Below are 25,311 nucleotides of genomic sequence, written 5' to 3'. Positions count from 1 at the left end.
CGCAAAATTACATGAAGCAGCGCTACAAAAATTGAATTATGTTTGCAGCCGCAAAATATCAGGCAATATGGCACTTATCAAGAGCATTTCAGGCATCAGAGGAACGATCGGGGGTAAACCGGGTGATACATTAAGTCCTTTGGATGTGGTTCGCTTTACTGCAGCGTATGGAACCTGGCTTGCTAAAAGAGCAGGCAATAATCAAAAGGTGGTGATTGGTCGTGATGGACGTATCAGTGGTGAAATGGTACAGCGCTTGGTAATTAGCACTTTGAATGCACTTGGATTGGATGTCGTAGATCTTGGGCTCAGCACCACCCCTACTGTAGAAATGGCGGTTGTTTTTGAAAAAGCAGCCGGTGGTATTATACTTACTGCCAGTCATAATCCTAAAGAATGGAATGCCCTGAAATTATTGAATGAGAAAGGAGAATTCATTAGCGGAGAAGATGGTGCTGCTTTATTAGAAATTGCTGCTAAAGATGATTTCACCTTCGCCTCCGTTGACAAACTAGGAACGTATACTGTAAATGATACGGCGCTTCAACAACATATTGATGCTGTATTAGCATATCCTTTGGTGGATATTGCTGCCATCAAAAAAGCTAAGTTTAAAATCGTATTAGATGCGATCAACAGTACAGGCGCGATTGCTGTGCCTGCTTTATTGAGAGCTTTAGGTGTTAAGGACATTACGGTTCTTAACGGTGAAGTGAATGGTAAATTCGCACACAACCCTGAACCATTACCAGAACACTTACGTGAATTATGCAATGAGGTCAATAAGCAAAAAGCTGACATTGGAATAGCCGTAGACCCAGATGTAGATCGCTTATGTTTTGTATGTGAAGATGGATCATTATTTGGAGAAGAATACACACTGGTTGCTGTTGCTGATTATGTATTAAAAAACAGAAAAGGAAATACCGTCAGCAACATGTCTTCAACCCGTGCTTTGAAAGATGTTACGATCAAACATGGCGGCACCTATACGCCTAGTGCTGTAGGAGAAGTAAATGTTGTGAATAAAATGAAAGCCGTTAATGCTGTGATCGGCGGTGAAGGAAATGGCGGTATCATTGTTCCGGATTTGCACTATGGTCGTGATGCCCTGATCGGTATCGCATTGTTCTTATCACACATGGCATTGGAAAAGAAATCAGCGAAGCAGTTGAGAAATAGCTATCCTGATTATTTCATGAGCAAAAATAAAATCGAGCTCACTGCCGGGTTTGATATCAAGAAAATATTTGAGCACATCAAAAAGAAGTACAAACAACATCCTATCAATACTGAAGATGGCTTAAAGATAGAATTTGAGAACGATTGGGTACATCTCCGTACCAGCAATACAGAGCCGATCATTCGTATTTACGCTGAAAGCAATTCCGAAACTGTTGCGGCTAATATTGCCAATAAACTGATCAAAGATATTCAGGAGGTAATGTGATTTTGAGTTGACAGATTTCAGTTGACAGTTGACAGAAAGGAAAAGCAGGTATATCTTTCAAGACTATCAACTGTCAACTGAAATCTGTCAACTTATCTTGACTATTCTTTTCCCTACCTTTGCCCCATGGAAAGGATATATCTCGATAATGCGGCCACAACTCCGCTTGACCCCATTGTTCTGGAGGCAATGATGCCTTATCTGACCAACCAGTTTGGTAATCCATCTTCTATTTATAGTTATGGAAGGGAAAGCAGGTTAGCGATTGAGAATGCACGCAAAACAGTAGCCAAAATACTGAATGCACATCCGGCAGAAATATTCTTTACCAGTGGCGGAACCGAGAGTAGTAATACCGCTATTACAGCAGCCGTTCGTGATCTGGGATGTAAGCACATCATTTCATCCGTGATCGAGCACCACGCAACCACTCACACTGTTGAATTCCTATACCATACCGGGGAAGCTGCATTGAGTTATGTGAAATTGCTTCCTAACGGACATATCGATCTTGAAGATCTTGAACGTTTATTAGCGGAGAGTGAAGAGAAGTGCCTGGTTACACTCATGCATGCCAATAATGAAATTGGCAATATTATGGACATCCATGCCGTAGGAGAACTTTGTAAACTATACGGAGCTATATTCCATAGTGATACGGTACAAACTGTCGGACATTTCCCTTTTGATCTTCGTAATACACCTGTTCATTTTATAACCGGTGCCAGTCATAAATTTCATGGTCCAAAAGGGGTTGGATTATTATACATCAACGAGAATGTAAAGATCAAACCTTTTGTACATGGAGGTAGCCAGGAAAGAAATATGCGGGCAGGGACAGAAAACCTATACGGTATTGTAGGCTTTGCAAAAGCATTGGAATTGGCAACAGTAAATTATGAGCAAGACAGTGCTTATATCAAAGGACTGAAAGTATACATGATGGAGCAATTGAAAAAGTATATCAAAGGAGTTGCTTTCAATGGCGATACATTAGGACGATCCTTGTATACAGTGCTGAGTGTTAGTTTCCCTAAAACGGAAAAAAGTGAGATGATTCTTTTCAATCTGGACATCAATAATATTTGCGCCAGTGGTGGCAGTGCTTGTACCAGTGGAGCCGATCAGGGTTCGCATGTGATCAGAGCAATCAATAATAACCCCAATCAGGTAACGGTACGTTTCTCCTTCTCCAAACACAATACCAAAGAAGAAATTGACCGTGTCGTAGATCAGCTCAAAGCAATGATCTAATTGATTCACACATAAATATGTGATGTTGATGAGCGGTCATTCCGCTTATTCATGCTTGGTTTATTTTCGCCTATCAAGAAACAAAATAAACCAGTCATGAAAAAAATCTTTCTTTTAGTAGCGTTAGTTGTGAGTTTTCATATTACAGTAACCGCTCAGAGAGACAACAATGATTCACCCCAACCTGCTGCCAGAAGTATTTATGGAGAAATAGGCGGACCAGGAATTCTTTCCCTGAACTATGACCAACGTTTTAAAGGACAAAAAGGGCTCGGATTTCGTGTGGGCGCTGGTGGAATTGGCTTTTTGACTTCAGGGGTATTTGCAATACCGGTCGGACTCAATTATTTGTCTGGAAGAAATGGCCACTATCTTGAACTTGGAGCAGGCGCAAGTGCCATTACCATTACAGATGGCGAAGATTTCTTTGAGAACAATTCGTCTACTGTTTTTGGCTACCTCAATTTTGGATACAGATATCAACCTGAGAAAAATGGATTTACAGGCAGGGTATTTGTGTCTCCATTGATCACCGGAGCAGGCGTTTTCCCCTTTTATGGCGGTATCTCTTTTGGATTCAAGTTCTAATAATCGTATCTATTCTCTGCAATGTGATCAACTTGCAGAGAATAGATACAACTAACTACTCAAGTCAGGAGTAGGATCAGTTATAGTCTTCATCCTCATCTGTACTATCAAAATTCATTTCTCCTAGATTCATCATACTACCGATGAGATCTTTGAACTCAATACGACCTTCAATGGTTTTCTTGCTGATGAGTGAATAAGCAGCCAATCCATGTAAAACAAACTCCATCAATAATGCATTTTGTTTTTCATTGGCCTGAGGAAAATGTTTTTTCACAAAAGCATACAGTCCATCCACCTGATACAAGGCTTGAATGCGTGCTTCATCTTTCATATCAGTTAAGAGGTCTACATGATTCCCTCCATCAAACCAACGAATGATCGACCTATACGGGTTCTCCGGTTCTTTTTCTTCCACTGATTTTTTACCCGTACTTCTTTTTTTCTTGACTTGATCAGGATTAGGGAAATATTGAACGAACTGAGAGCGGATCGCTTTATCTACCAGATTCAAAGCAACCTGATAAGGCCCCTCCTGCTCTCCTTCATATACCAACTCGATCTTTCCGGTGATCGCGGGAATGATCCCACTCAAGTCACTGATCCATATTTGTGTTTGTTTTTCTTGATGGATCAAAGCTCTTCGTTCTGCACTGCTGACTGCATTTTCATACGCAGCAATCGTTAAACGTGCGCTCACGCCACTTTTTTTATCTACATATTCATTGTTGCGCGCCTCAAAAGCAACTTGCTCTATTAACCGCTTCACTAAATCACTGACCTCAACTTTTGATGATTGATCTGCAGATATGTTCGCCTCCTGTTCGGTGATGGCCAACGAATTTTCAATGGTCTTTGGATAGTGCGTTAAGATCTGACTTTGGATACGATCTTTTAAAGGTGTTACAATACTGCCCCGATTGGTATAATCTTCCGGATTCGCAGTGAAGATGAATAAAATATCCAAAGGCATCCGCAACTTGAACCCTCTGATCTGAATATCTCCTTCCTGCAAAATATTGAATAATGCTACCTGAATTCTTGCCTGCAGATCCGGCAATTCATTGATCACAAAAATACCTCTGTTGCTTCTTGGAATAATACCATAGTGAATGACTTTCTCATCAGCAAAGCTCAATTTTAAATTGGCGGCTTTGATGGGATCGATATCTCCGATCAGATCCGCTACACTCACATCAGGCGTTGCTAACTTTTCGCCATATCGTTCACTGCGATGCATCCATTTGATGGGCGTATCATCTCCATGTTCTGCTATCAGATCACGCGCAAACTTACTCATGGGCTGTAAAGGATCATCATTCACCTCAGAGCCTGCTACGATCGGAATATATTCATCCAACAGGTCTACCATTTGTCTGGCCATCCTTGTTTTAGCCTGACCTCTCAATCCAAGGAAAAGCATATTGTGTCTGCTTAAGATAGCTCGTTCTGTATCAGGGATCACAGTATCCTCATATCCAATGATTCCGGCAAAAGGATTCTCTTTCGATTGAATAGAACGGATCAGATTTGCTCTGACCTCATCTTTTACGGAACGTGATTGATATCCACTTTTTTTTAATTCGCCTAATGTGTTGATGTGCTGAATCTTCATTCTATCTTTTTCTTACTGATTAATTTTTCATTTGAGGATTCGATATTTCAAGATCTTTTTTTTAAGTGTATGACAGTGAAATAAAGTCATTCATCAGAACACCTTAGTATACGGTTCTTCTTTTGCCACTTTCAAAATCTTTAAAAATAAATGCCCCTAATTTATCCAGGCTTGCAAAAAATGCTTTCCCATTATTCATTTCAGTGAATTCTTGTACAAAACTTTGCAGATAAGGATCCGAAGCGATCATAAATGTTGTGATCGGGATCTTTAGCTTTTTACATTGTGCTGCTAGATTGATACATCTGTTCACTACTTTTCTGTCTAACCCAAAACTATTCTTGTAATATTTCCCTCCGATCTTTAAACAGGTAGGTTTCCCGTCTGTGATCATGAATATTTGTTTGTTCGGATTCTTACGTCTGCGTAAAAGATCCATTGCCAACTCTAAACCGGCAACAGTATTGGTATGATACGGACCAACTTGTAAATAAGGCAGATCCTTGATCTCGATACTCCATGCATCATTTCCAAATACAACAATATCCAATGTGTCTTTTGGATACTTTGTTGTGATCAGCTCACTCAATGCCATTGCTACTTTTTTAGCAGGCGTGATGCGATCTTCTCCGTATAAGATCATGGAATGAGAAATATCGATCATGAGAACGGTTGATGTCTGTGTTTTAAAATCACTCTCTCTGATCTGCAGATCTTCTTCCTGCATGGAGAAACTTTCAACTCCCCTATTGATCTGTGCATTGCGTATGCTTTCCGTAAAATCTATTTGCTCAAGCATATCCCCAAACTGAAAAGGACGTGTATCCGGATTGATCTCGTCTCCCTGGCCCGGCTTAAAGGTTTGATGATTCCCTTGTCGGCTCTTTTTCAGTTTACCAAAGATCTCTTCCAGACTTTTCTTACGAATGGTTTGCTCAGATTTAGCAGTGATAGAAAAACTGCCACTGGCCGGATCCTCTGATAGATATCCATTCTGTTTCAGATCTTCGATGAAATCCCCCATGCCGTATTCGTTATCGGTAAGTTTATATTGCTTATCGAGTTCATTAAGCCATTGCAGGGCTTCTGAAGCATCCCCATTGGTATAGGTGAGCAATTGCATGAAAAGATTCAACAACTGTTCAAACTTGGTTTGCCCATTCTCATTGGGATCGAAATGTATGAATCGGTGTCCTAACATGTTACTGCAATTTAACAAGCAAAGCAACAGGATGGTTTGCGAGATACGTAAAAGAAATGGTTGCTTTGGCGGCCAGTAAAAGCTTGGGGAAGATGATTTGAAATGATATATCCACAATCAGCGCATAAAAAAAGCCCTCTAAATTGAGGGCCTTTTTATTGGAATTTTTTATACTATTTCTGAGCGGCAGAATCAGCAGCCATCATTTTACCCGGAATTTGTAATCGTGGGTTATACATGGTTTGCATTTGCGAGATCGCCTGAAGATAATTCTCAGATCCGCGTTTTTCCGGCTCCATTAATTCAGCTTTGCGACCTGTCAGCGAATTATAGAATTTTATTTGCTGCTCGAGGTCTTTTTTAACAGAATTTGCCACTTTATTGGCCAGCGTACTATCGCCTGCTAAATAACATGCTTCCAGGAATAATAATGAATTTCTATTGTGCAGGTTTCCTCTGCTCGCCATACCGTAAGGCATATTTTCATCCAGCATCATTTTATCGATCTGGTTCAATACTTTTTTCGCTTCATCCTTACGATTCTTACTAGCCAGATCCAGTGCCAGATCCGCATAAGCAGAACGCAAACTATTCAATTGACGACGATTTTCTTCATCAAAGTAAACGCCCGGTACATTGGCACTACCAAACTTGAACTTATTGGTCACTTTATCGAGCATATAATCCGTATTCACGCGATCATTCTCAACAGGAACCAATCTGTAGGTCAAGCCATCTCTACGAAGAAATGTTTCGAATCCGATATTCTCAAGAGATGGTGAAGTGAAATAAATCGGACGCTGCCATTTATTAGCGGCAATGATATTCAATACTGCCAGATCATTCTTCATCAGGGTATTTCTACCGATCTCAAAACGAAGTTCATTAACGATGCTGTCAGTAGCATTCGCAGTTCCGTTTTTAATAACATCTTCACGACTTACTGGCAGAGATACTTTTTTTACCGGATAGCTATAGTTATTGTCTGCATTATCCGCTCCTACGTAATTCTTCATGAGATCGTACAGATCATAATAACGATTCTCCGGAATATTCGGATCAGGTCTGTATTCGATATAATCACGCTTTCCTCCTTCGATTTGCTCTGCTGTCCATATCACATCTATTGGAGCGCTTTCATTCACTTTGTATCGCAGCTGATTGATGTACCAATCGATTCCCAATAAGCTGTAGTTGATGACTCTCACATCTCTTCTCACACCTTCCACTTCCTGCGCATACCAAAGCGGGTAAGTATCGTTATCACCGAACGTAAATAAAATCGCATTAGGTGCACAGCTTTCAAGATAGTCGCGGGCCATATCCGGCGCTACTGTTTTTTTACTTCTGTCATGATCATCCCATTCTTGTTGTGCCATTAGAACAGGAACTGCGAGTAAGCAAATGACCGTTGCAAGCATAGCACTGAGGCTGGCTTGCTTCACAGCCTTGCTTAACCAATCTCCTACTTTCAGTACGCCCAATCCGATCCATACTGCAAACGCATAAAAACTTCCTACATAAGCATAATCACGCTCACGAGGCTGGTATCCTGGTTGATTGAGGTATAGTACGATCGCAAAACCTGTGAAGAAGAACATCAGGAAGTTCACACCGAAATCATCCCCACGCTTCTTGTAATGGTAAAACAGACCTAATAATCCCAGGATCAACGGAAGCGCAAAAAGTTTATTATTGGCTTTGTTATTCTTTAAAGAATCAGGCATCAGACTCTGATCACCATAGATAGCTTTATCAATGAAAGAGATACCGGTGATCCAGTTACCATCACGAACATTGCCGGTGAACAAACCTTGGTTATCATTTTGTTTACCTGAGAAATTCCACATAAAGTAGCGGAAATACATCCAGTTGATCTGATAGCCAAAGAAAAATTTGACATTATCAGCCTGTGTTGGTTCACGTTCCCAGCTACCGTCATTCATTCTGTTGATCCCTAAATAAAATGCATAGTAGTCCTGATGATTCTGATCATTATTCAGATCCCAAACACGCGGGAAAACCATTTTATCTTCTGCAGCAAATACATATCTACGGTCTTCACCCAACTCAATGTATTTATCTCTTGCTTTTTGATAGCGCATGCCGGTAGACTTAAGATCGATCGGACGAGCAGTAAATTTCTGTCCATACAACAATGGAAAATCTCCATACTGCTCACGACCCAGATAACCTACTAAGCTGATCGGATTATCTACATTATACATGTCTACCGATGGATTGGCATTACTACGGATCATGGTTGTTACGTAAGTACTGTAACCGATCAGCATAAATGTGATACACCATAATCCCAAACGTAAGTAAGCCCAGTTTTTACGAGCAGCATATTTTAATCCGTACCAGATCAATGCTGCCAATAACAAAAAGAAAAATGCAAATCCTGAGAAGAAGGGCAATCCGAAACCGTTGACAAACCAACGATCAAAAGTACCTGCAAACTTCACTGTATATTGGATAACACCTACCTGTACTGCACCTGTGATCACACATGCCAATACAAAGAAAATATAGATGCCGCCATAAATGGTTTTCTTTTGTTTATTCAATCCTTCTACCAAGAATAAAAGTCCAATGGCTGCAGCTGTACCCAGGATCATCAATCCCGCGAGTGTGCTGTCCATAGACGGATTTCTTTCCGATACTTCTCCTTTAGCTGCAACGAGTGCACCGATAAATGCCAATACACCGCCTATTGCTACCAAACGTAAGAACCATTTACGCAACAATTCATATTTGAAATTTTCACGCTTACGGAAATAATAAACCATGACGATCGCTGGAATGGTCAATAGGTTTAGTAAGTGTACACCAATGGATAATCCCATCATAAAGAATATGAAGACGATCCAACGATCGGCGCCAGGTTCATCTGCATGGTTCTCCCATTTAAGGATGGCCCAGAATACAATGGCAGTGAAGAAAGAAGACAATGCATATACTTCACCTTCTACAGCACTATACCAAAATGAATCACTGAAAGTATAAGCCAGTGCACCTACAACACCTGCACCCATGATACTCCAGAGTTGACCGCCATGAATGGTATCAGTAGTTTTAACATTGATGATTCTGCGTGCAAAATGGGTAATGGTCCAAAACAAGAATAAAATGGTAAAACCACTGGCCAAGGCACTCATGACATTCACTGCTTTTGCAGCAGCCATGGGGTTATCGCCAAAAACGATGATAAATATGCGACCCAATATTACAAACAGCGGAGCGCCGGGAGGGTGCGGAATCTGCAGTCGAAAACAACTGCTCACAAATTCACCGCAATCCCACAAGCTGCCACCAGCTTCTGCGGTTAAAATATAAACGGTACAGGCAATAAAACATACTACCCAACCCACCAGATTATTAATACGGGTAAACTGCATATTGGTTTTGGTTTTTAAAGACTGGCAAACATACCTTATTAATGCTAAAATTGAAAATGAGAGCGGGGGAATCATTTTTTTTAAGAAAATGTTATCAACCCAGTGATTTCATGTCTTATTCACTGCTTTTACGACCATTTGCGGGCACTTCACCATCTGATCAAAGTTTTTACACGGGTCATTCAAAATACCATCAAATCCGCTTTCCTTCCTACCTTTGCTCCCCATGAGTCAGAAGCGTAGCGTTGCATTTCATACATTAGGTTGTAAACTGAATTTTTCAGAGACTTCTACCCTTTCCCGTATGCTGGAACAGGAAGGCTTTGAAAAAAAAGAGTTTGATGATCTGGCAGATGTGTATGTCATCAATACATGTTCTGTAACAGATAATGCTGATAAAGAATGTCGTCAACTTGTCAGACGCATACAACGCCGAAGTCCGGAGAGTTTTGTGGTCATTACCGGATGTTATGCACAATTGAAGCCCAAAGAAATTGCTGAGATACCCGGTGTAGACTTAGTATTGGGCGCAGCGGAAAAATTCAATATCGCTTCTCATATTCAAGAACTGTCCAAAGGAGATCCTACCCGTATTTGTAGTTGCGATATTGATGAAGTCAGTGGATTCAATGCTTCCTTTTCACAGAATGACAGAACAAGGACCTTTCTCAAGGTACAAGACGGCTGTGATTATAACTGTTCATTTTGTACCATTCCTATGGCAAGGGGTAAAAGCAGAAGCGATAGTATCGAGAATGTGATCAAACAAGCAGAAATCCTGGCCGGCAATGGGGTCAAAGAAATCGTATTGACAGGTGTTAACCTTGGCGATTTTGGAAAGGGGCCGGATGGAGGCAGACATCAAGAAGATTTTTATACGCTGATCCAGGCATTGGATCAAGTGAAAGGCATCGAACGTTATCGCATATCATCCATTGAGCCGAACTTACTGACGAATGATATCATTGCTTTTGTATCGAACAGCAACAAATTCATGCCGCATTTCCATATACCCTTACAAAGTGGCAGCAATGAGATCTTAGGATTGATGCGCAGACGATATAAGCGTGAGCTGTATGCTGAGCGTGTAGCACTCATAAAAAAACTGATGCCCCACTGCGCAATTGGCGTTGATGTGATCGTTGGATTTCCCGGTGAGACTGACGCACATTTTCAGGAGACCTTTGATTTCCTTCATTCATTGGATGTATCCTATCTACATGTATTTACTTACTCCGAAAGAGATCATACCAAGGCATTGGAAATTCAACCTGTGATCCCGATTCCGGTTAGAAACGAGAGAAACAAAACATTGCGCAATCTCTCTTATATGAAAATGCAATACTTTACGGAACAGCATAACGGACAAACCCGTAAGGTGTTATTTGAAGCATTTGAAAAGAACGGAATGATGGAAGGATACACTGATAATTATATTCGTATCACAACTCCATACAGAAAAGAATGGGCCAATGAGATCGTGGATTGGAAGATCCAGTGAGTGATAGGTGGTGAAAAATAAATTGACTTTATTTCCTTTTTAAATTTCTGCTTCTCACAATGGTGATAAATATTCAGCAGGAAACTCAACCACCATCACTTGTCCTAAACTCTCGAGTTTAACATAGACTTTCTTCTTACCACCTCTGATCACAGTACCTTCATTACCCATGAATACCCCGTGGTTCACCATGATCTTCATTTCTGCCTGATAACCCTCTTCACTTAAGATAGCAAGACTTGCATCTTTTTCTGCGAGGTATTTTTTGATGGTCATCACTTCTTCATCCTTGATAACCGCCGGCTTACCGAGATAATAAACAAAATTTAAAACCCCTTCTGTCATTAAGACTTTGGTGCGTTCTGAAGGATCAATATGCACAAAAACGTAGGATTTAAAAAGAGGATCTTCAATGATCTTTTTTCGATCACTCCACTGTCGCTCAATTTTCTGAAGGGGGCACCAGCTCTCAATTCCTTTGCGCACTAATAAACTATCGATTTTTTTCTCCCATCTGGGCTTTGTATATAAGGCGTACCATTTTTTCTCGGGTTCCATGTGCTCACTTATATCTTTAAAAAGAAACAGGCGCTACAACCGTAGCGCCTGCAAACATAATAAAATCATTGTTATTTTACAGCAGCAGTAGCTTTTGTAAATTCTGATGCCAATCCACTAAGCACTTTCACAGTTTCGCCGATATGCATATCTGATTTGAGTGCTTTTAACCAAGCCTGGTAACGCTCTCCCTTATTCTTGTCTGGATTATTGAAAAATTTATCCTGATCAATTGTAGGAGGAACTATATTCATTTCTTCTTTAAGTCTCAACAAAGTATTATTCTGAGAAACAGTAGAACGAATTCTTTTTTGTAAGGACTTGTATTTATCAACATTCAGACTGGCGGGCTCTTCATTCAATTTAGAAAGCCAGATCAAATTGTCTTTTAAGAGATTCAGCGAAGAATTCTCTTTTACGCGTTCATTTTCTGCTTGTATCACACGATCATGTCCATAATCTTTATGCCAGGTCAGATAAGTAGCTTTTTGGATCTGATCCCAAGGCAAAGCATGAGGAACATCTTTCTCACGAATCTTTAGATACTCATAACTATCCGGAAGCACAATGTCCGGTTCAATCCCTTTTAGTTGTGTAGAACCCCCATTGATTCGATAAAACATCTGGAAAGTGAGTTTAACTGCACCCATATCTGTTCTACCACTATTGATATCTACTACATTACCAAAAGGCACTGTTTTCTGTACGGTTCCTTTTCCATAAGTAGAAGTACTACCAATCACCACACCTCTTCTGTAATCCTGAATTGCTCCTGCAAAGATCTCACTGGCAGAAGCACTCAGTTCATTCACAAGAACTGCCAATGGACCATCATATAAAGTACCCGGACGCTGATCACCATACACATTGGCCTTACCATCTCTATCACGCACTTGTACAACAGGACCCTGATTGATGAACAACCCAACCATCTGAATCACTTCGTACAAAGAACCTCCGCCATTATTACGCAGGTCGATCACTAGTCCGTTGATATTCTCTTTTTTTAATTTGATGATTTCTTTTGCGACATCATCAGAACAACGATTCCCATTTTCTCTTTCGTAATCCGCATAAAATTCAGGCAACCAGATATAACCGATTTTCTCATTGCCTTCATTTACGATCGCACTTCTTGCAAATGTTTCGTCCAATACGATCTCATCTCTTTGCAAAATGATGGTTTTAATAAGTCCGTCTGATTTTTTAACTGTCAAACGAACTTCTGTTCCTTTATTTCCACGGATCAATTTAACCACATCTTCGGTAGCATAACCGGCTACATCCACAGGTTCAGCCGTTCCTTGCGCCACTTTCAATATCACATCATTCACAGACAACTCTCCCGATTTAAATGCAGCACCACCCGGTTGTATGGAAGCGATCTTCACTCCATAATCATCTTCTGTTAATTGGGCGCCTATTCCATAAAATCTTCCGCTCATTTGTTCATCAAAAGATCTTTTCTCAACCGGAGCGAAATAGTCTGTATGGGGATCCATCAAACTGGTCACAGAGTTAATATAAGTGTTGAAGCGCTGCTCTTCTTTGATTGTACTTTTGATGCGATCAAATCTTTTGTTCATCGCTTTGAGTACTTTTTCACGGGCTTCTTTTTCTAAAGCTTCGTCTGATTTCACTTCGAAATCTTTCTTCCCTTTATTTTGTTCACGCTGGTCTTGCAATTCAACAAAACGCTCGAGTGTGTAATATTTCAATAATTTTCTCCAACGATCTTTTTGTTCTGCTTCATTGGCTGCATAGCCTAATTTATCACTGTCAAGCATAGCTGTTTCATCCACAGTGAAATCGAAAGGCTTTGATAAAATATCTTTGTACAAGGTCGCAACAGCATTCAAACGTTTCTCATAGATAACACCTGCTTCAGGTGCAAATTTGATCTCCGCACCTTTGATCTCATCATCCAGATTCAATTCATGTTTCTTCAATGCATTGATGTCTGACTGAAGAAAAAAAGATTTATCTCCATCCAGGTCATCTAAAAATTTCTGGAATAATTTTTTTGAGAAATCGTTATTGATATTTTTCGGACTATAATGCTGGGACTCTAACAATGATCCTACTGCCGACAATAATCTTTGTCTTTGAGAAAGTACGACATCAGTATAATCTGAGCCCGTATAACGGAATGCGAAAAAAAGCGCACCGAACAATACGACGGTGAGCAATAACAACCCTTTTCTACTCTTCATAAATTCCTTGAATTTTTGCATGATTCTTTCCAAAAATAACTGAAAACAGCTCTCCTTCCGCTCTCTGTAGAACCAATTAACAAAGGTTTTGATGAACGGTCGTTGTAAAAAAAAGGGCATTGAATGATGTATAAAATGTTGTTTTACCCTATTTTTGCACTCCCATAAAAACGGAGAGCGTAGCTCAGTTGGTTAGAGCGTCAGTTTGTGGCACTGAAGGCCGTGGGTTCGAGACCCATCGTTCTCCCCCTAGAAAACCTATAAGTTAACACCTTATAGGTTTTTAAATTTCTACACATGAGTTATATCCTTTTTCTGATCCCTGTAATTTCTGCATTTATTGGCTGGTTCACCAATTGGATCGCCATTAAAATGCTGTTTCACCCAAAAGAACCTAAAAAGATTTTGGGTATTACCATACAAGGCATCTTTCCAAAAAGACAACAACAATTCGCTGAAAAATTGGGCAAACTGGTAAGTCAGGAACTGCTCTCCTTTGCTGATATCGAGCAAAAGTTGATCCATCCTGATAATATTCAGAAGCTAATGCCCGTGGTGGAACAACATATTGAACAATTCCTGCGTCAAAAACTGGCTGAGGAAATGCCCGTGATCAGTATGTTCATTGGAGAAAACACGATCAAACAACTAAAGGGCGTTTTCATGAAGGAGTTGGAAACCCTGTTTCCCGTGATCATGCAACGTTATATGGGTCATTTACAACAGGAATTAGACCTGGAAAAGATCGTTATTCAAAAAGTTGCCTCATTTTCAAGCGATAAGCTGGAAGACATTCTTCAATCCATTTTATCCAAAGAATTCCGTTTTGTGGAGTTGGTGGGTGCAGTTTTAGGTTTTATCATCGGTTTATTACAAGTTTTATTGACCCTTTTAACATAGTCACCGAATAAAACTATGGTATCACCGAGAATACCCCTGTTACTGGTACGCTGGCTTCAAACTTTACCCCTTTAAAATTGTCTTACTACCGTCTGTATAAACAAACGACAGTTCCCAAATCATAGATGCAACTTTGCATCAGAATATTTCAACATATCATCATGAGTAAATTATTTACATTTTTCGCCTTCATTTTTGTGACTTTTTCCGCTGCTGCCCAGTTTCCGGGAGCCAGAATGGGAGGTGCAGGCGGCCCAGCCAATTTGAATGTGGGGCATTTTTATGGAAAAATCGTTGATAGCAAGACCAATAAGGGTATTGAAGGCGTGACCGTACAGATTACAGGTAATAAATTCGATACCGTTGCTAAAAAGATGGTTGAAGCAGTCCTCAATACTCAAATCACACGTGCAAACGGTGATTTCAGCTTTGAAAACCTTCCCATTTTTGGCAATTTTAAATTGAAATTCAGTGCTTTAGGCTATGCTAACCTGGTTCAAACAGTTACATTCGGCATCAAAATGCCTGCTCGCGGCGAAAGCCCCAATTTTCAGCAAATGGCAGGGATGACCGATAAAGACCTAGGTAATATCAAAATGGAAGCTGATGCTACCGATTTGGGGAATGTTACCGTTACTTCTTCGGCCAAACCTCAATTTGAAATGGGGATCGATCGTAAGATCTTCAACGTAGATAAGAACCTGGTGAGTGCCGGACAAACTGCTACAGAAATCATGAAAAACATTCCTGCATTGAATGTGGATGTAGATGGAAACGTGACTTTACGTAATGCAGCTCCAACGATCTTCATCGATGGACGTCCGACTACCATTACATTAGATCAATTACCGGCAGATATCATTGACAAAGTAGAATTGATCACCAACCCTTCTGCGAAATTTGATGCATCAGGCGGTAACGCCGGTATCTTGAATATCGTATTGAAGAAAAATAAGAAAGTAGGTTACAATGGCGGTATCAGATCTGGTGTTGATTCTCGTGGAAGAATCAATTTAGGCGGTGATATCAATATTCGTCAAAACAAGATCAACGCTTTTTTGAGTGGTACATACAACCAGCGTAAATCGATCACCAATACCATGAATGACAGAGATAATCTGTTCGCTACACCTAGTAGCTTGTATATCGTAGGTAAGGGTATTAGTACCGGTTTCTTTGGTTTCTTCAGAGGTGGTTTGGATTTTCTTGTAGATAACAGAAATACCATTTCAATAGCTGCCAACTACAACAGAGGGCAATTTGATAACACAAATACACAAAGAGCTGATTCAACTGTTGGAGGTGTATACACTTCTTACAATGACATCATCAACAATAGCCGTAGCAATTTCCAAAACTTTGGAACACAACTGAGTTACAAACACAACTTCACACGCAGTGGTGAGAATATCTCTGCTGATGTAAATTTTAACTCAAGCAAAAACGACAATAATTCGTTTGTGAACACAAGTACTTTTAGAACTGATAACAGTATCAAGTTCCCTGCTTTATTACAGCAGACATTGGGTGATGGTACCAATAAGTTCTACACTTTCCAAACAGATTATGAGAACCCATTGACAGAAAGCACCAAACTGGAATTGGGTGGTCGTGCTGCTATCCGTGATTTCGGAAATACCAGCAATCAGTTCAGATATGATTATAATACGAACAAATACACATTGATTCCTTCGATCAGCAATCGTTATAAATTCAATGACGCAGTATATGCCGCGTATGTATCATACAGCTTTAAAGTGAAAAAATTCAGTTACCAGTTAGGTTTGCGTGCTGAAAGTTCTAACTATACCGGTACCTTATTGAAAACAACCGGAGCAGATTCTGCTCAATTCAAAGTAGATTTTCCTTTGAGTTTGTTCCCAAGTGCGTTTATCACTTACAAGGTTAATGATAAGCAAGACCTTCAGTTTAACTACTCACGTCGTGTTAACAGACCTAATTTCTTCCAGTTAATGCCTTTCCCTGATTTCTCTGATCCTCAGAATATCAGTGTTGGTAACGCCGGATTAAAACCTGAATTCACCAACTCATTTGAGCTGTCATACAACAACGCATATAAGCGTGGTGCGAATTTTCTGGTAACAGGTTTCTTTAAATACAGCACAAACCTGATCACTCGATATTCTTATACCGGTAAAAATGAACTGAATCCGGCTGATACCAATCTGGTATTCTATAACTCATTCATCAATGCGGATAACAGCATCATTTATGGATTGGAACTGAGCAATAAAATGCCGGTGACCAAGTGGTGGGATTTAACATTAAGTGCGAATCTGTTCAGTGCTAAGATCAATGCAACAATTCCTGGTCAAAACATCAGCAATGATGCTAGAGTGAGCTGGTTTGCCAAAATGAACAGTGCATTCAAAGTTTCTAAAGGATGGTCTATTCAGTTCAGTGGCGACTATCAAGCGAAAACCGTATTACCTCCGGGAACCGGTGGTGGTGGCCGTGGCGGTGGTGGAATGGGTGGTGGTATGATGTGGGGCGGTGGTATGCAAGGAACTGCTCAAGGTTTCAACCTGCCTCGTTACGGATTTGATTTAGCGATCCGTAAAGAGTGGACCTGGAAAAACGGACAAAGCGGTTCTGTTACACTCAGCATGAATGATATTTTCCGTACTCAATTATTCGAGTCTTACAGTGAAAGTAATTTCTTCCAGCAAACCAGTCAGCGTAGAAGAGATCCTCAGGTTTTACGCCTGAACTTCAACTACCGCTTCGGCAAGTTTGATGCCGCTTTATTCAAGCGCAAAAACACCAAAGCTGATCAAGGTGGTGGAATGGATATGATGCAGCAGTAAGAACAGATAAACCCTGAAATAAAAAATGTCCAATATCGAAGTGATATTGGACATTTTTTATTTTAGCAAATCTTCTCTTGATGATTCAATATGCTACAATGATCATTGTTATCTATTCTTACCTGTCAGCATTGGTACGAAAGAGAATTCTTCAAAAGCTTCTTCCTGAAGAGAACCATCTTGCAATTTGGTCAATCGAAGCATCCGTTGGTTTTCGCCTTCATCAACCGGCAACACCATTACACCTCCTACTTTTAATTGCTGCACCAGTTTCGGAGGAATAAATGGAGCAGCGGCCGTAATCAGTATTTTATCATAGGGTTGAAATGCAGGTAAGCCTTCAAAGCCATCTCCAAAGAAAAATTTCAGATTCGGATATTTCATTTTGAAGACATAGGAACTATGTTGATCATATAATTTTTTTTGTCGCTCAATGGTGTACACTTTTGCTCCCATCTCAGCCAGTACCGTAGACTGGTACATACTTCCTGTCCCGATCTCCAACACTTTCTCCATCTTACTCACTTTCAATAATTGAGTCTGATAAGCTACCGTATACGGCTGTGAAATGGTTTGCCCTTCCCCTATTGGAAAAGCACGGTCCTCATAAGCAATTTTATCAAAGGCAGAATCCAGAAAAAAGTGGCGGGGTATATTGTTCATTGCGTCAAGCACAGCCTCATCAGTAATTCCCTTATCACGAAGTAATTGAATCAACTGACGCCTCAATCCTTTATGCTGGTATGTATCTTCTAGTTTTGGTTTCATAAGCGTTACGAATATACTGTTTCCCTATGGCTGTCCGTTCTGTTTTCCTCCGCTGTGAAAAGAAAAATCAAAATGATAATTTTCCCACATATTCATGTGATGCGAAAAACCTTTAATAGACAAATAAAACCGCAGATACAAAGCACTCTTTTGCAACAACAAGCCATGCTTAGCATTGCAAAAAAATAACATGAAAAAGATCATAGCATTATTAAGTATCGCAGGTTTCCTGGTGGCTTGCGAAAAAGAGACCACCAAGCCAACCCCTTACACACCACCCGCTAGCAGTTTTAAAGCTACCATTGCCGGCACTCAAGCTTTTATACCTGATACTGTTATTGCTACTTCGGAGCAGTTGGTACAAGGTGGTCCATTTATGTTGAGAATCTCTGCTGAGAAAAAAATCAATGCGGATAGTAGCACACTGATTCAATTTATTATCGAAGATTTTACAAGAGATAATTATACAGAAAATAAAACGATCACCCTTAGCACGAATAGACCCGCCTACTTTATGGAAGTGAATGATAAAGTAAATTCAACACGTATACAATACCATTTTTCTCAGAGTGGCACTTTATTCTTGAATAAGATCGGTGCAGATTACATCAATGGAACATTCCAGTTTACTTATTTCACATTCGACCAGTACGGCGCTAAAACAGGTGAGTTCCCCATCCAAAACGGTGAATTCAAATATTTAAAGATCAATCGAAAATAAAGTGTTGAAACAGACCAGGTCAATCATTAAGATCTTAACCAATTAAAATAAATGAAAAGGGCATCTGCTATTTAGATGCCCTTTTCATTTATTTCAATTTCATATCAGCGATGATTCGATCAATCTTCTGTTGCAGTGATGCATAAGTTGCATCAAAGTCAGCTTTATTTTTCAATGCAGTATTCACACTGAAATAAAATTTGATCTTAGGTTCTGTACCGGAAGGACGCGCTGAGATCTTACTGCCATCTTCTGTAATGAACTGCAGTACATTACTTTTCGGCAGATTGATGGTCCACTCTTCACCCGTAACCAGATTCTTACCTTTCTGAAGATCGTAATCCAATAATGTGATCACCGGAGAACCATCAATAGAAGATGGAGGCTGATTTCGGTAGTTCTCCATCATTTCAGCGATCTCTTTTTGTCCATTCATTCCCTTCTTGGTGATACTAATAAGGTTTTCATAGTAAAAACCATACTGTATGTACAATTCGATCATTTTATCGAATAAGGTTCTGCCTTTTGCTTTTTCATAAGCTGCCATTTCACACATCAAAGCAACTGCACTGACAGCATCTTTATCCCGGATCTTATCTCCGATCATCAAACCAAAACTCTCTTCTCCACCGATCACATAGTTTTCTTTTCCTTCTTTCTCTTTGATCAATTCAGCAATCCATTTAAAACCTGTAAGAACATTATAACAAGCTACCTGATTTTGTCTGGCCACTTCATTGATCATCTCAGAAGTTACGATCGTAGAGATCACCATATCATTTGGCTGAGCGATCCCTTTTGTTTTACGGGCTTCGATCATATAAGCAAATGCAAGTACTGCGGTCTGATTTCCATTCATCAGTACCCACTCACCTTTGTGATTTTTTACACCGATCCCTACCCTGTCTGCATCAGGATCCGTACCCAATAAAATATCGGCATCCATTTCTTTTGCTTTTTGCAAACCGATACTCATGGTTTCACTTTCTTCCGGATTTGGATAGATCACTGTTGGAAAATTACCATCTGGTTTAGCTTGTTCTTCTACCACTGTTACATTGGTAAATCCGAACGCTTTTAAAACATCCGGCACCAATGTTATACCCGTTCCATGTATGGGCGTATATACAATCTTCAGATCATGTTGCGCTGCGATCACGTCGGGATAGACACTGAGACCTTTCACCATTTTCAGATAGGCCTGATCCATATCAGCACCCATCAGCGTAATATTATTCTCTCCGCCTTCCCACAATACTTCATCAACACTGGTAATGGCTTCTACCTCTTTGATCACGTTTTTATCATGTGGTGGCACTAATTGTCCCCCATCATTCCAATAGGCTTTGTATCCATTGTATTCTTTAGGATTATGCGATGCTGTACATACGACCCCTGCATGACATCCTAAATGTCTGATCGAAAAACTCAATTCAGGAGTTGGTCGTAACGCTTCAAAGAGAAATACTTTGATACCATTGGCAGCGAATACATTGGCAGTGGTTTCAGCAAAAAAACGGCTGTTATTGCGGCTATCATGTCCAATAGAGACTTTGATCTCCTGATTCGGGTATGTCTTTTTCAAATAGTTCGCAAAGCCTTGTGTGGCCATTCCGATCGTGTATTTATTCACACGATTGGTACCCACACCCATGATACCTCTTAATCCACCCGTACCAAATTCAAGGTTACGATAAAAAGCATCTGCCTGCTCATCAGCCGGCATCTGTCGAATAGCTTCCTTGGTTGTCTCATCATAGTTACCTGAAAGCCAGGTATTCACTTTCTCTTGTATTCTAGCATCCATATAAGGCGGATTTTGAAATGATTGCTTTGATTGTTGAGCAAGTTTATCAATATTTTCCCAATTTTCATGGGTAAACATGCAGGTGGAAAGGATCGTCAGATCACAAATCCTTATCTCAGGAAATATATGCGCCTGTCACCTCACCATCCTTTACTTCTACTTGAATATGATCTTGCAGTGTTGTAGAAACTGACAACCCAACATAATCAGGTTTAACAGGAAACATTTTGTGCATCCTTTCTACTAGTACAAGGGTTTGAATGGTTTTAGGATGATAATTGAGTAAGGGTTTTAGTGCAAACAACAGGGTTCTGCCACTATTCGTGACATCATCTGTGATCACCACATGCAATCCGGTAAAATCGATGGGGGCACTTACAGTCACTTCCATTGGAGCTACTTTGTCCAATGTAATGGAAGCAGTCTGTATATTATTGGATATATATTTTTTCAGATGCTCAGCGATCTTTTCTGCGATCACCATACCACTGTTCCGAATACCCAAAATAATCAGAGGTGCATCATCCCCATTTAATTGTTCAGCCAATTCCAATGCCATCCTGTGCAGCTTACGTGCTGCTGCATCCTTGGTTAGGATATAATTCCGGTTACTCATACCTGTGATTTATGTTCAAATGTAGGAACATTAAAAGCAATCAACAATCCCATTTGCAACCAAGCAAAACTGCTATCTTAGCACCTTAAGACCGATTGTATGCAATATCTCCAGCAAATCCTTTTTGTGGCCCTGGCCGCCGTATCCATTTGGTTATTCGCTCGTAAAGCAGGGCAAATACGACGTAATATTTTTTTGGGGAAAGAGGAATCACTCAATGATCAACCTGCCCTACGCTGGAGAAACCTGTTACTACTGGCATTAGGACAGAAAAAAATGTTTTCGAATCCGTTGGTCGCGATCATGCATTTCGTGATCTATGCCGGATTTATCATCATCAATCTGGAAGTATTAGAGATCGTATTGGATGGTATCTTAGGAAAGCATCGATTGTTTGCAGCGCCTTTGGGGTCATTGTACAATTGGCTGATCAATGCATTTGAGTTCTTGGCGGTAGGTGTGATCCTGGTCTGTATCGTTTTCTTATCGCGTAGAAATATCCTCAAACTCAAACGCTTTATCAGTAAAGATTTAAATGGATGGCCCAGATCGGATGCAAATTATATCCTGATCACAGAGATCATTCTCATGAGCCTTTTCCTGACCATGAATGCAACTGATCTTGTATTACAGGCAAGAGGTGATAGTCATTACCCGTCCACCGGTTCATTTTATTTCTCCGGATTACTGAGTCCCTTATTCTCCGGTTTTGCGGATAGTACACTGATCGCTATTGAAAGAATTTGTTGGTGGTTACATATTGCGGGCATTTTTGCATTCCTGAATTATTTACCCTATTCAAAGCACTTACATATCATGCTGGCCTTTCCGAATGCTTACTATGCCAGACTGGAATCATCCGGTAAAATGAAAAATATGCCAAGTGTGCAAAATGAGGTTTTGTATGCGATGCAGCCTGAACTTGCCCCCACAGATGCCGCTCCTCCCGCACGCTTTGGCGCTAAAGATGTGTTTGATCTGAGCTGGAAAAACCTACTTGATGCATACAGCTGTACTGAGTGTGGCAGATGTACTGCAGCTTGTCCGGCCAATACCACCGGTAAGCTCCTAAGTCCCAGAAAGATCATGATGGCAACACGTGATCGTCTGGAAGAAGTTGGACGTAATATTGATGCAAATAAATCTTTCCAGGATGATGGAAAATCATTGTTGCACGATTATATCTCTGTAGAAGAATTAAGAGCTTGTACCACCTGTAATGCTTGCGTGGAAGAATGTCCGGTAAGTATCTCGCCTCTAGAGATTATAACAGAATTACGCCGATCCCTCATCATGGAAGAAAGTAATGCTCCACAGGAATGGAATGGCATGTTCAGCAATACTGAAAACAATTTCGCTCCTTGGAAATTTTCTCCGGAAGAAAGAGATCAGTGGGCAACACAGTAAGAAGAATTCAGAAATATCAAACGCGGAATCAGCGTGTAACACAAATAAGATTGGTCATCCTTTCTTAATTTCTGATCCCTTATTTCTCATTTTATTAAATGGCTATGACACTTTCCGCTTTCCCATTCTCGATTACTGATTTTAGCGCTATAGACCCTGAGATACATCAAGGCATCACAGGTTTTGCAGAATGGAGAATTTTATACAGGGATGATATCCGTATCAGGCTGGTCACGTACTCTCCTAATTATTTAGCGGATCATTGGTGCAACAAAGGGCATATCATTTTCTGTGCTGAAGGCGAAATGGAAACAGAGCTTGAGAATGGAGAAAAGCATTTACTCAAAAAAGGACAACTATACACTGTAGGAGATAAAGCAGATGCTCACCGTTCTTATTCCGAACATGGATGCACCCTTTTTATTGTTGATTAGATCCATGGTTTATACAACATTCTGTATAACTGGATCAATGCTGTAATGATGAATATAACACCCATGATCTTATTCAGGGTTTTATTGCTGGTATTGTTTTTTTTCACCAGCCAATTTCCCCCATGGATATACAGTGCCAATCCGCCAATGGTTCCTACCCCCGCACCAATCGTAAAAACATGAAAAGCTGTAGCCGTAACAGGGAGTACCTCCGTTTGGATCATCGTAGAAGTCCACAAGAACCAGAAAGGTATTTGAACAGGATTTAAAGCACTCATGGTAAGTCCGAGCAAGAACCGATGTAGTTTATTGTCCAAAATCACCGATCGCTCTTCTTTGGATTGCTTACGTGCAGAGATGAATGCCAGTACCCCTAAGACCAAAAAAAGCAATACCGTGATCCACCCGAGAGCGATGAACCAATTGCGGTGCTGTATGACCCAATCCATCCCCGTAAGGGCAAACCGCAGGTAGATCATTTCAACAATAGCAACGCCGATCGCATACATCCATGCTTTCTTAGCCCCTTCCTGGATACAGATCTGAGTAGCGGTAAAACTCATGTTACCCAATGGGAGCTGCCCAAGAAAACTGATCAGACATGCAACCAAAAAGATGTATACCATAGTCCGGCTCTAAAGTTCAAATGTAAGGGTCACAAGATACATCCGCAATCAAGCAGAATCAATAAGATTTCTATCAAAGGAAAAAGAACCTTTCAAACATCCTATTGCGGTATAAAATGTTAGCCATAAATTTACGGCGCAACGATTTACGGATTCATTTATATAACCGCTGGTACACAGCAATAACTGAACGCATATGAAAGTGATGACCATGGCAGAAATGGCAATGAATGGCGAAAGTCCTGAAATTTTATTTTGGGTAGGTTGTGCCGGTAGTTTTGACCAAAGGGCGCAAAAGATCACCAAAGCTTTTGCTTCTATTCTGGATAAGGTAGGTATGCGTTATGCCATTCTGGGAAAAGAAGAAGCCTGTACCGGAGATCCAGCGCGCAGAGCAGGCAATGAATTCCTCTTTCAAATGATGGCCTATCAAAACATTCAAGTCCTGAATGGATATGGCATCAAAAAGATTGTAACCACTTGTCCGCACTGCTTCAATACTTTAAAAAACGAATATCCTGAGTTAGGCGGTAATTATGAGGTCATCCACCATACCACACTGCTGCAACAACTCATAGATGAAGGGCGTATTCAACTCAAAGAGGGCGGCGCTTTTAAAGGAAAGAAAATATCCTTTCATGATAGCTGCTATTTAGGACGCGCCAATAATATTTATGAAGCCCCTAGAAAAGTATTGGAAGCCTTAGATGCCGAACTGGTTGAGATGAAAAGGTGCAGAAGTAAAGGCTTATGCTGCGGTGCAGGAGGTGCTCAAATGTTCAAAGAAGACGAACCCGGCGATAAGCGTATCAATATTGAAAGAGCCGACGAAGCCCTAGCGACAGGAGCTGGATTCATTGCTGCTGCTTGCCCGTTTTGCAATACCATGATGACCGATGGTGTGAAGAATCGTGAAAAAGAAAATGAAGTGGCGGTGTTAGATGTAGCAGAGCTTGTTGCGCAGAGTATGGTTTGATGGCAGATAGCAGATGTCTGATGTAGGATTGCGGATTTATTATTTTCATAGTTTGATATATAATATGACAAGAGTGCCGTCATTTTTTATTAAGTCTACAGAACATTTGCGATGGCGTAATTTTTCATGGAAAAGAATGTGCGTAATTAGCATAGCTCTCTTTATTTTTCTCATTAGCTGGCGTTTATTATTTCTCGATGATTCAGCAAAAGAACTCACCCTCCCTCGTTTAATTCGACATATTATAGTAGCTATGTTTATGGGATTCTTTTCAGCTTTCTCTAAGCCGGAAGAAAAAGAATAACCCAATCAAATATCTGACATCTGCGATCTGACATCAGAAATCCGACATCAGACATCAGAAATTCCTCTCTATCTTTGCACTATGGATCTCAACTATCGGTCATTTATTCCTCAGGATTTCCACGACAGTTCTAGGGTCTGGAT

The 25,311-nt window shown here is 40.4% G+C and carries 19 protein-coding genes and 1 tRNA gene; 11 read left to right on the top strand and 9 right to left on the bottom strand.

What is annotated here, in order from left to right:
* Positions 1-67 precede the first annotated feature (67 nt).
* The 3 genes from glmM to ABXG83_RS01405 all read left to right on the top strand — a co-directional run bounded on the left by glmM (position 68) and on the right by ABXG83_RS01405 (position 3,292).
* On the top strand, positions 68-1,450 hold the full coding sequence (gene glmM, locus ABXG83_RS01415) for a phosphoglucosamine mutase (RefSeq protein ID WP_353549713.1): 1,383 nt from the start codon (positions 68-70) through the stop codon (positions 1,448-1,450).
* Positions 1,451-1,576: 126 nt separating this feature from the next.
* On the top strand, positions 1,577-2,704 hold the full coding sequence (locus ABXG83_RS01410; RefSeq protein ID WP_353549712.1) for a cysteine desulfurase family protein: 1,128 nt from the start codon (positions 1,577-1,579) through the stop codon (positions 2,702-2,704).
* Between the two features lie 96 nt (positions 2,705-2,800).
* The gene (locus ABXG83_RS01405; protein WP_353549711.1) at positions 2,801-3,292 is read left to right on the top strand and encodes a hypothetical protein; all 492 of its coding nucleotides are present in this window, start codon (positions 2,801-2,803) and stop codon (positions 3,290-3,292) included.
* A 76-nt stretch (positions 3,293-3,368) separates the two neighbouring features.
* Here the strand turns inward: ABXG83_RS01405 and ABXG83_RS01400 are convergent, their stop codons facing one another.
* The 3 genes from ABXG83_RS01400 to ABXG83_RS01390 form a co-directional block, all read right to left on the bottom strand.
* Complete coding sequence (locus ABXG83_RS01400) at positions 3,369-4,907, bottom strand: sigma 54-interacting transcriptional regulator (protein ID WP_353549710.1); 1,539 nt, start codon at positions 4,905-4,907, stop codon at positions 3,369-3,371.
* A 103-nt stretch (positions 4,908-5,010) separates the two neighbouring features.
* Positions 5,011-6,108 carry a VWA domain-containing protein gene (locus tag ABXG83_RS01395; RefSeq protein ID WP_353549709.1) on the bottom strand — a complete coding sequence of 366 codons (1,098 nt, stop codon included), beginning with the start codon at positions 6,106-6,108 and terminating at the stop codon, positions 5,011-5,013.
* Between the two features lie 173 nt (positions 6,109-6,281).
* A complete protein-coding gene (locus ABXG83_RS01390; protein WP_353549708.1) occupies positions 6,282-9,509 on the bottom strand; it encodes a DUF2723 domain-containing protein in 3,228 nt (1,075 codons plus the stop codon).
* Positions 9,510-9,735: 226 nt separating this feature from the next.
* On the opposite strand from ABXG83_RS01390, the gene mtaB reads away from it, so the two are divergent.
* Positions 9,736-11,010 carry a tRNA (N(6)-L-threonylcarbamoyladenosine(37)-C(2))-methylthiotransferase MtaB gene (mtaB, locus tag ABXG83_RS01385; RefSeq protein ID WP_353549707.1) on the top strand — a complete coding sequence of 425 codons (1,275 nt, stop codon included), beginning with the start codon at positions 9,736-9,738 and terminating at the stop codon, positions 11,008-11,010.
* A 54-nt stretch (positions 11,011-11,064) separates the two neighbouring features.
* On the opposite strand, the gene ABXG83_RS01380 is transcribed toward mtaB, so the two are convergent.
* The gene (locus ABXG83_RS01380) at positions 11,065-11,568 is read right to left on the bottom strand and encodes a UpxY family transcription antiterminator (RefSeq protein ID WP_353549706.1); all 504 of its coding nucleotides are present in this window, start codon (positions 11,566-11,568) and stop codon (positions 11,065-11,067) included.
* Between the two features lie 71 nt (positions 11,569-11,639).
* On the bottom strand, positions 11,640-13,781 hold the full coding sequence (locus ABXG83_RS01375) for a carboxy terminal-processing peptidase (protein WP_353549705.1): 2,142 nt from the start codon (positions 13,779-13,781) through the stop codon (positions 11,640-11,642).
* 173 nt (positions 13,782-13,954) lie between these two features.
* Here ABXG83_RS01375 and ABXG83_RS01370 point away from each other — a divergent pair.
* The 3 genes from ABXG83_RS01370 to ABXG83_RS01360 all read left to right on the top strand — a co-directional run bounded on the left by ABXG83_RS01370 (position 13,955) and on the right by ABXG83_RS01360 (position 17,509).
* Positions 13,955-14,028, top strand: a tRNA-His gene (locus ABXG83_RS01370).
* 50 nt (positions 14,029-14,078) lie between these two features.
* Positions 14,079-14,681: a DUF445 family protein gene (locus ABXG83_RS01365; protein ID WP_353549704.1), complete on the top strand. Its 603-nt coding sequence runs from the start codon at positions 14,079-14,081 to the stop codon at positions 14,679-14,681.
* A gap of 161 nt (positions 14,682-14,842) precedes the next feature.
* Positions 14,843-17,509 carry an outer membrane beta-barrel family protein gene (locus ABXG83_RS01360; protein ID WP_353549703.1) on the top strand — a complete coding sequence of 889 codons (2,667 nt, stop codon included), beginning with the start codon at positions 14,843-14,845 and terminating at the stop codon, positions 17,507-17,509.
* Positions 17,510-17,617: 108 nt separating this feature from the next.
* Here ABXG83_RS01360 and ABXG83_RS01355 read toward each other — a convergent pair whose 3' ends face one another.
* The gene (locus ABXG83_RS01355) at positions 17,618-18,277 is read right to left on the bottom strand and encodes a protein-L-isoaspartate(D-aspartate) O-methyltransferase (protein WP_353549702.1); all 660 of its coding nucleotides are present in this window, start codon (positions 18,275-18,277) and stop codon (positions 17,618-17,620) included.
* 190 nt (positions 18,278-18,467) lie between these two features.
* Here ABXG83_RS01355 and ABXG83_RS01350 point away from each other — a divergent pair, with 190 nt between their 5' ends.
* Positions 18,468-18,998, top strand: a complete 531-nt coding sequence (locus tag ABXG83_RS01350; RefSeq protein ID WP_353549701.1) for a hypothetical protein — start codon at positions 18,468-18,470, stop codon at positions 18,996-18,998.
* 88 nt (positions 18,999-19,086) lie between these two features.
* Here ABXG83_RS01350 and ABXG83_RS01345 read toward each other — a convergent pair whose 3' ends face one another.
* Both ABXG83_RS01345 and ABXG83_RS01340 read right to left on the bottom strand, forming a co-directional pair.
* Positions 19,087-20,805 carry a phospho-sugar mutase gene (locus ABXG83_RS01345; RefSeq protein WP_353549700.1) on the bottom strand — a complete coding sequence of 573 codons (1,719 nt, stop codon included), beginning with the start codon at positions 20,803-20,805 and terminating at the stop codon, positions 19,087-19,089.
* Positions 20,806-20,920: 115 nt separating this feature from the next.
* The gene (locus tag ABXG83_RS01340) at positions 20,921-21,421 is read right to left on the bottom strand and encodes a phosphoribosyltransferase family protein (protein ID WP_353549699.1); all 501 of its coding nucleotides are present in this window, start codon (positions 21,419-21,421) and stop codon (positions 20,921-20,923) included.
* A 99-nt stretch (positions 21,422-21,520) separates the two neighbouring features.
* Here ABXG83_RS01340 and ABXG83_RS01335 point away from each other — a divergent pair, with 99 nt between their 5' ends.
* Both ABXG83_RS01335 and ABXG83_RS01330 read left to right on the top strand, forming a co-directional pair.
* Positions 21,521-22,828, top strand: a complete 1,308-nt coding sequence (locus ABXG83_RS01335) for a (Fe-S)-binding protein (protein WP_353549698.1) — start codon at positions 21,521-21,523, stop codon at positions 22,826-22,828.
* Positions 22,829-22,932: 104 nt separating this feature from the next.
* Positions 22,933-23,262, top strand: a complete 330-nt coding sequence (locus ABXG83_RS01330) for a DHCW motif cupin fold protein (protein ID WP_353549697.1) — start codon at positions 22,933-22,935, stop codon at positions 23,260-23,262.
* Here ABXG83_RS01330 and ABXG83_RS01325 read toward each other — a convergent pair.
* Positions 23,259-23,888, bottom strand: a complete 630-nt coding sequence (locus ABXG83_RS01325; RefSeq protein ID WP_353549696.1) for a LysE family transporter — start codon at positions 23,886-23,888, stop codon at positions 23,259-23,261. The two genes, ABXG83_RS01330 and ABXG83_RS01325, sit on opposite strands and share 4 nt — an antisense overlap.
* Before the next feature lie 196 nt (positions 23,889-24,084).
* Between ABXG83_RS01325 and ABXG83_RS01320 the strand changes: the two genes are divergently transcribed.
* Positions 24,085-24,864 carry a (Fe-S)-binding protein gene (locus ABXG83_RS01320; RefSeq protein WP_353549695.1) on the top strand — a complete coding sequence of 260 codons (780 nt, stop codon included), beginning with the start codon at positions 24,085-24,087 and terminating at the stop codon, positions 24,862-24,864.
* Positions 24,865-25,311 lie beyond the last annotated feature (447 nt).

The sequence above is a fragment of the Sediminibacterium sp. KACHI17 genome (assembly GCF_040362915.1).
GTDB lineage: Bacteria > Bacteroidota > Bacteroidia > Chitinophagales > Chitinophagaceae > Sediminibacterium.
The sequence above is the reverse complement of the archived record's forward strand: the minus strand, read 5'-3'. Positions and strand labels throughout refer to the sequence as shown.

Coding starts and splice junctions, on each gene's coding strand:
- ABXG83_RS01345 (WP_353549700.1), bottom strand. CDS start 20,805: ATGGATGCTAGAATACAAGAGAAAGTGAATACCTGGCTTTCAGGTAAC.
- ABXG83_RS01400 (WP_353549710.1), bottom strand. CDS start 4,907: ATGAAGATTCAGCACATCAACACATTAGGCGAATTAAAAAAAAGTGGA.
- ABXG83_RS01380 (WP_353549706.1), bottom strand. CDS start 11,568: ATGGAACCCGAGAAAAAATGGTACGCCTTATATACAAAGCCCAGATGG.
- ABXG83_RS01395 (WP_353549709.1), bottom strand. CDS start 6,108: ATGTTAGGACACCGATTCATACATTTCGATCCCAATGAGAATGGGCAA.
- ABXG83_RS01325 (WP_353549696.1), bottom strand. CDS start 23,888: ATGGTATACATCTTTTTGGTTGCATGTCTGATCAGTTTTCTTGGGCAG.
- ABXG83_RS01330 (WP_353549697.1), top strand. CDS start 22,933: ATGACACTTTCCGCTTTCCCATTCTCGATTACTGATTTTAGCGCTATA.
- glmM (WP_353549713.1), top strand. CDS start 68: ATGGCACTTATCAAGAGCATTTCAGGCATCAGAGGAACGATCGGGGGT.
- ABXG83_RS01320 (WP_353549695.1), top strand. CDS start 24,085: ATGAAAGTGATGACCATGGCAGAAATGGCAATGAATGGCGAAAGTCCT.
- ABXG83_RS01365 (WP_353549704.1), top strand. CDS start 14,079: ATGAGTTATATCCTTTTTCTGATCCCTGTAATTTCTGCATTTATTGGC.
- ABXG83_RS01390 (WP_353549708.1), bottom strand. CDS start 9,509: ATGCAGTTTACCCGTATTAATAATCTGGTGGGTTGGGTAGTATGTTTT.
- ABXG83_RS01355 (WP_353549702.1), bottom strand. CDS start 18,277: ATGAAACCAAAACTAGAAGATACATACCAGCATAAAGGATTGAGGCGT.
- ABXG83_RS01360 (WP_353549703.1), top strand. CDS start 14,843: ATGAGTAAATTATTTACATTTTTCGCCTTCATTTTTGTGACTTTTTCC.
- ABXG83_RS01405 (WP_353549711.1), top strand. CDS start 2,801: ATGAAAAAAATCTTTCTTTTAGTAGCGTTAGTTGTGAGTTTTCATATT.
- ABXG83_RS01335 (WP_353549698.1), top strand. CDS start 21,521: ATGCAATATCTCCAGCAAATCCTTTTTGTGGCCCTGGCCGCCGTATCC.
- ABXG83_RS01375 (WP_353549705.1), bottom strand. CDS start 13,781: ATGAAGAGTAGAAAAGGGTTGTTATTGCTCACCGTCGTATTGTTCGGT.
- mtaB (WP_353549707.1), top strand. CDS start 9,736: ATGAGTCAGAAGCGTAGCGTTGCATTTCATACATTAGGTTGTAAACTG.
- ABXG83_RS01350 (WP_353549701.1), top strand. CDS start 18,468: ATGAAAAAGATCATAGCATTATTAAGTATCGCAGGTTTCCTGGTGGCT.
- ABXG83_RS01410 (WP_353549712.1), top strand. CDS start 1,577: ATGGAAAGGATATATCTCGATAATGCGGCCACAACTCCGCTTGACCCC.
- ABXG83_RS01340 (WP_353549699.1), bottom strand. CDS start 21,421: ATGAGTAACCGGAATTATATCCTAACCAAGGATGCAGCAGCACGTAAG.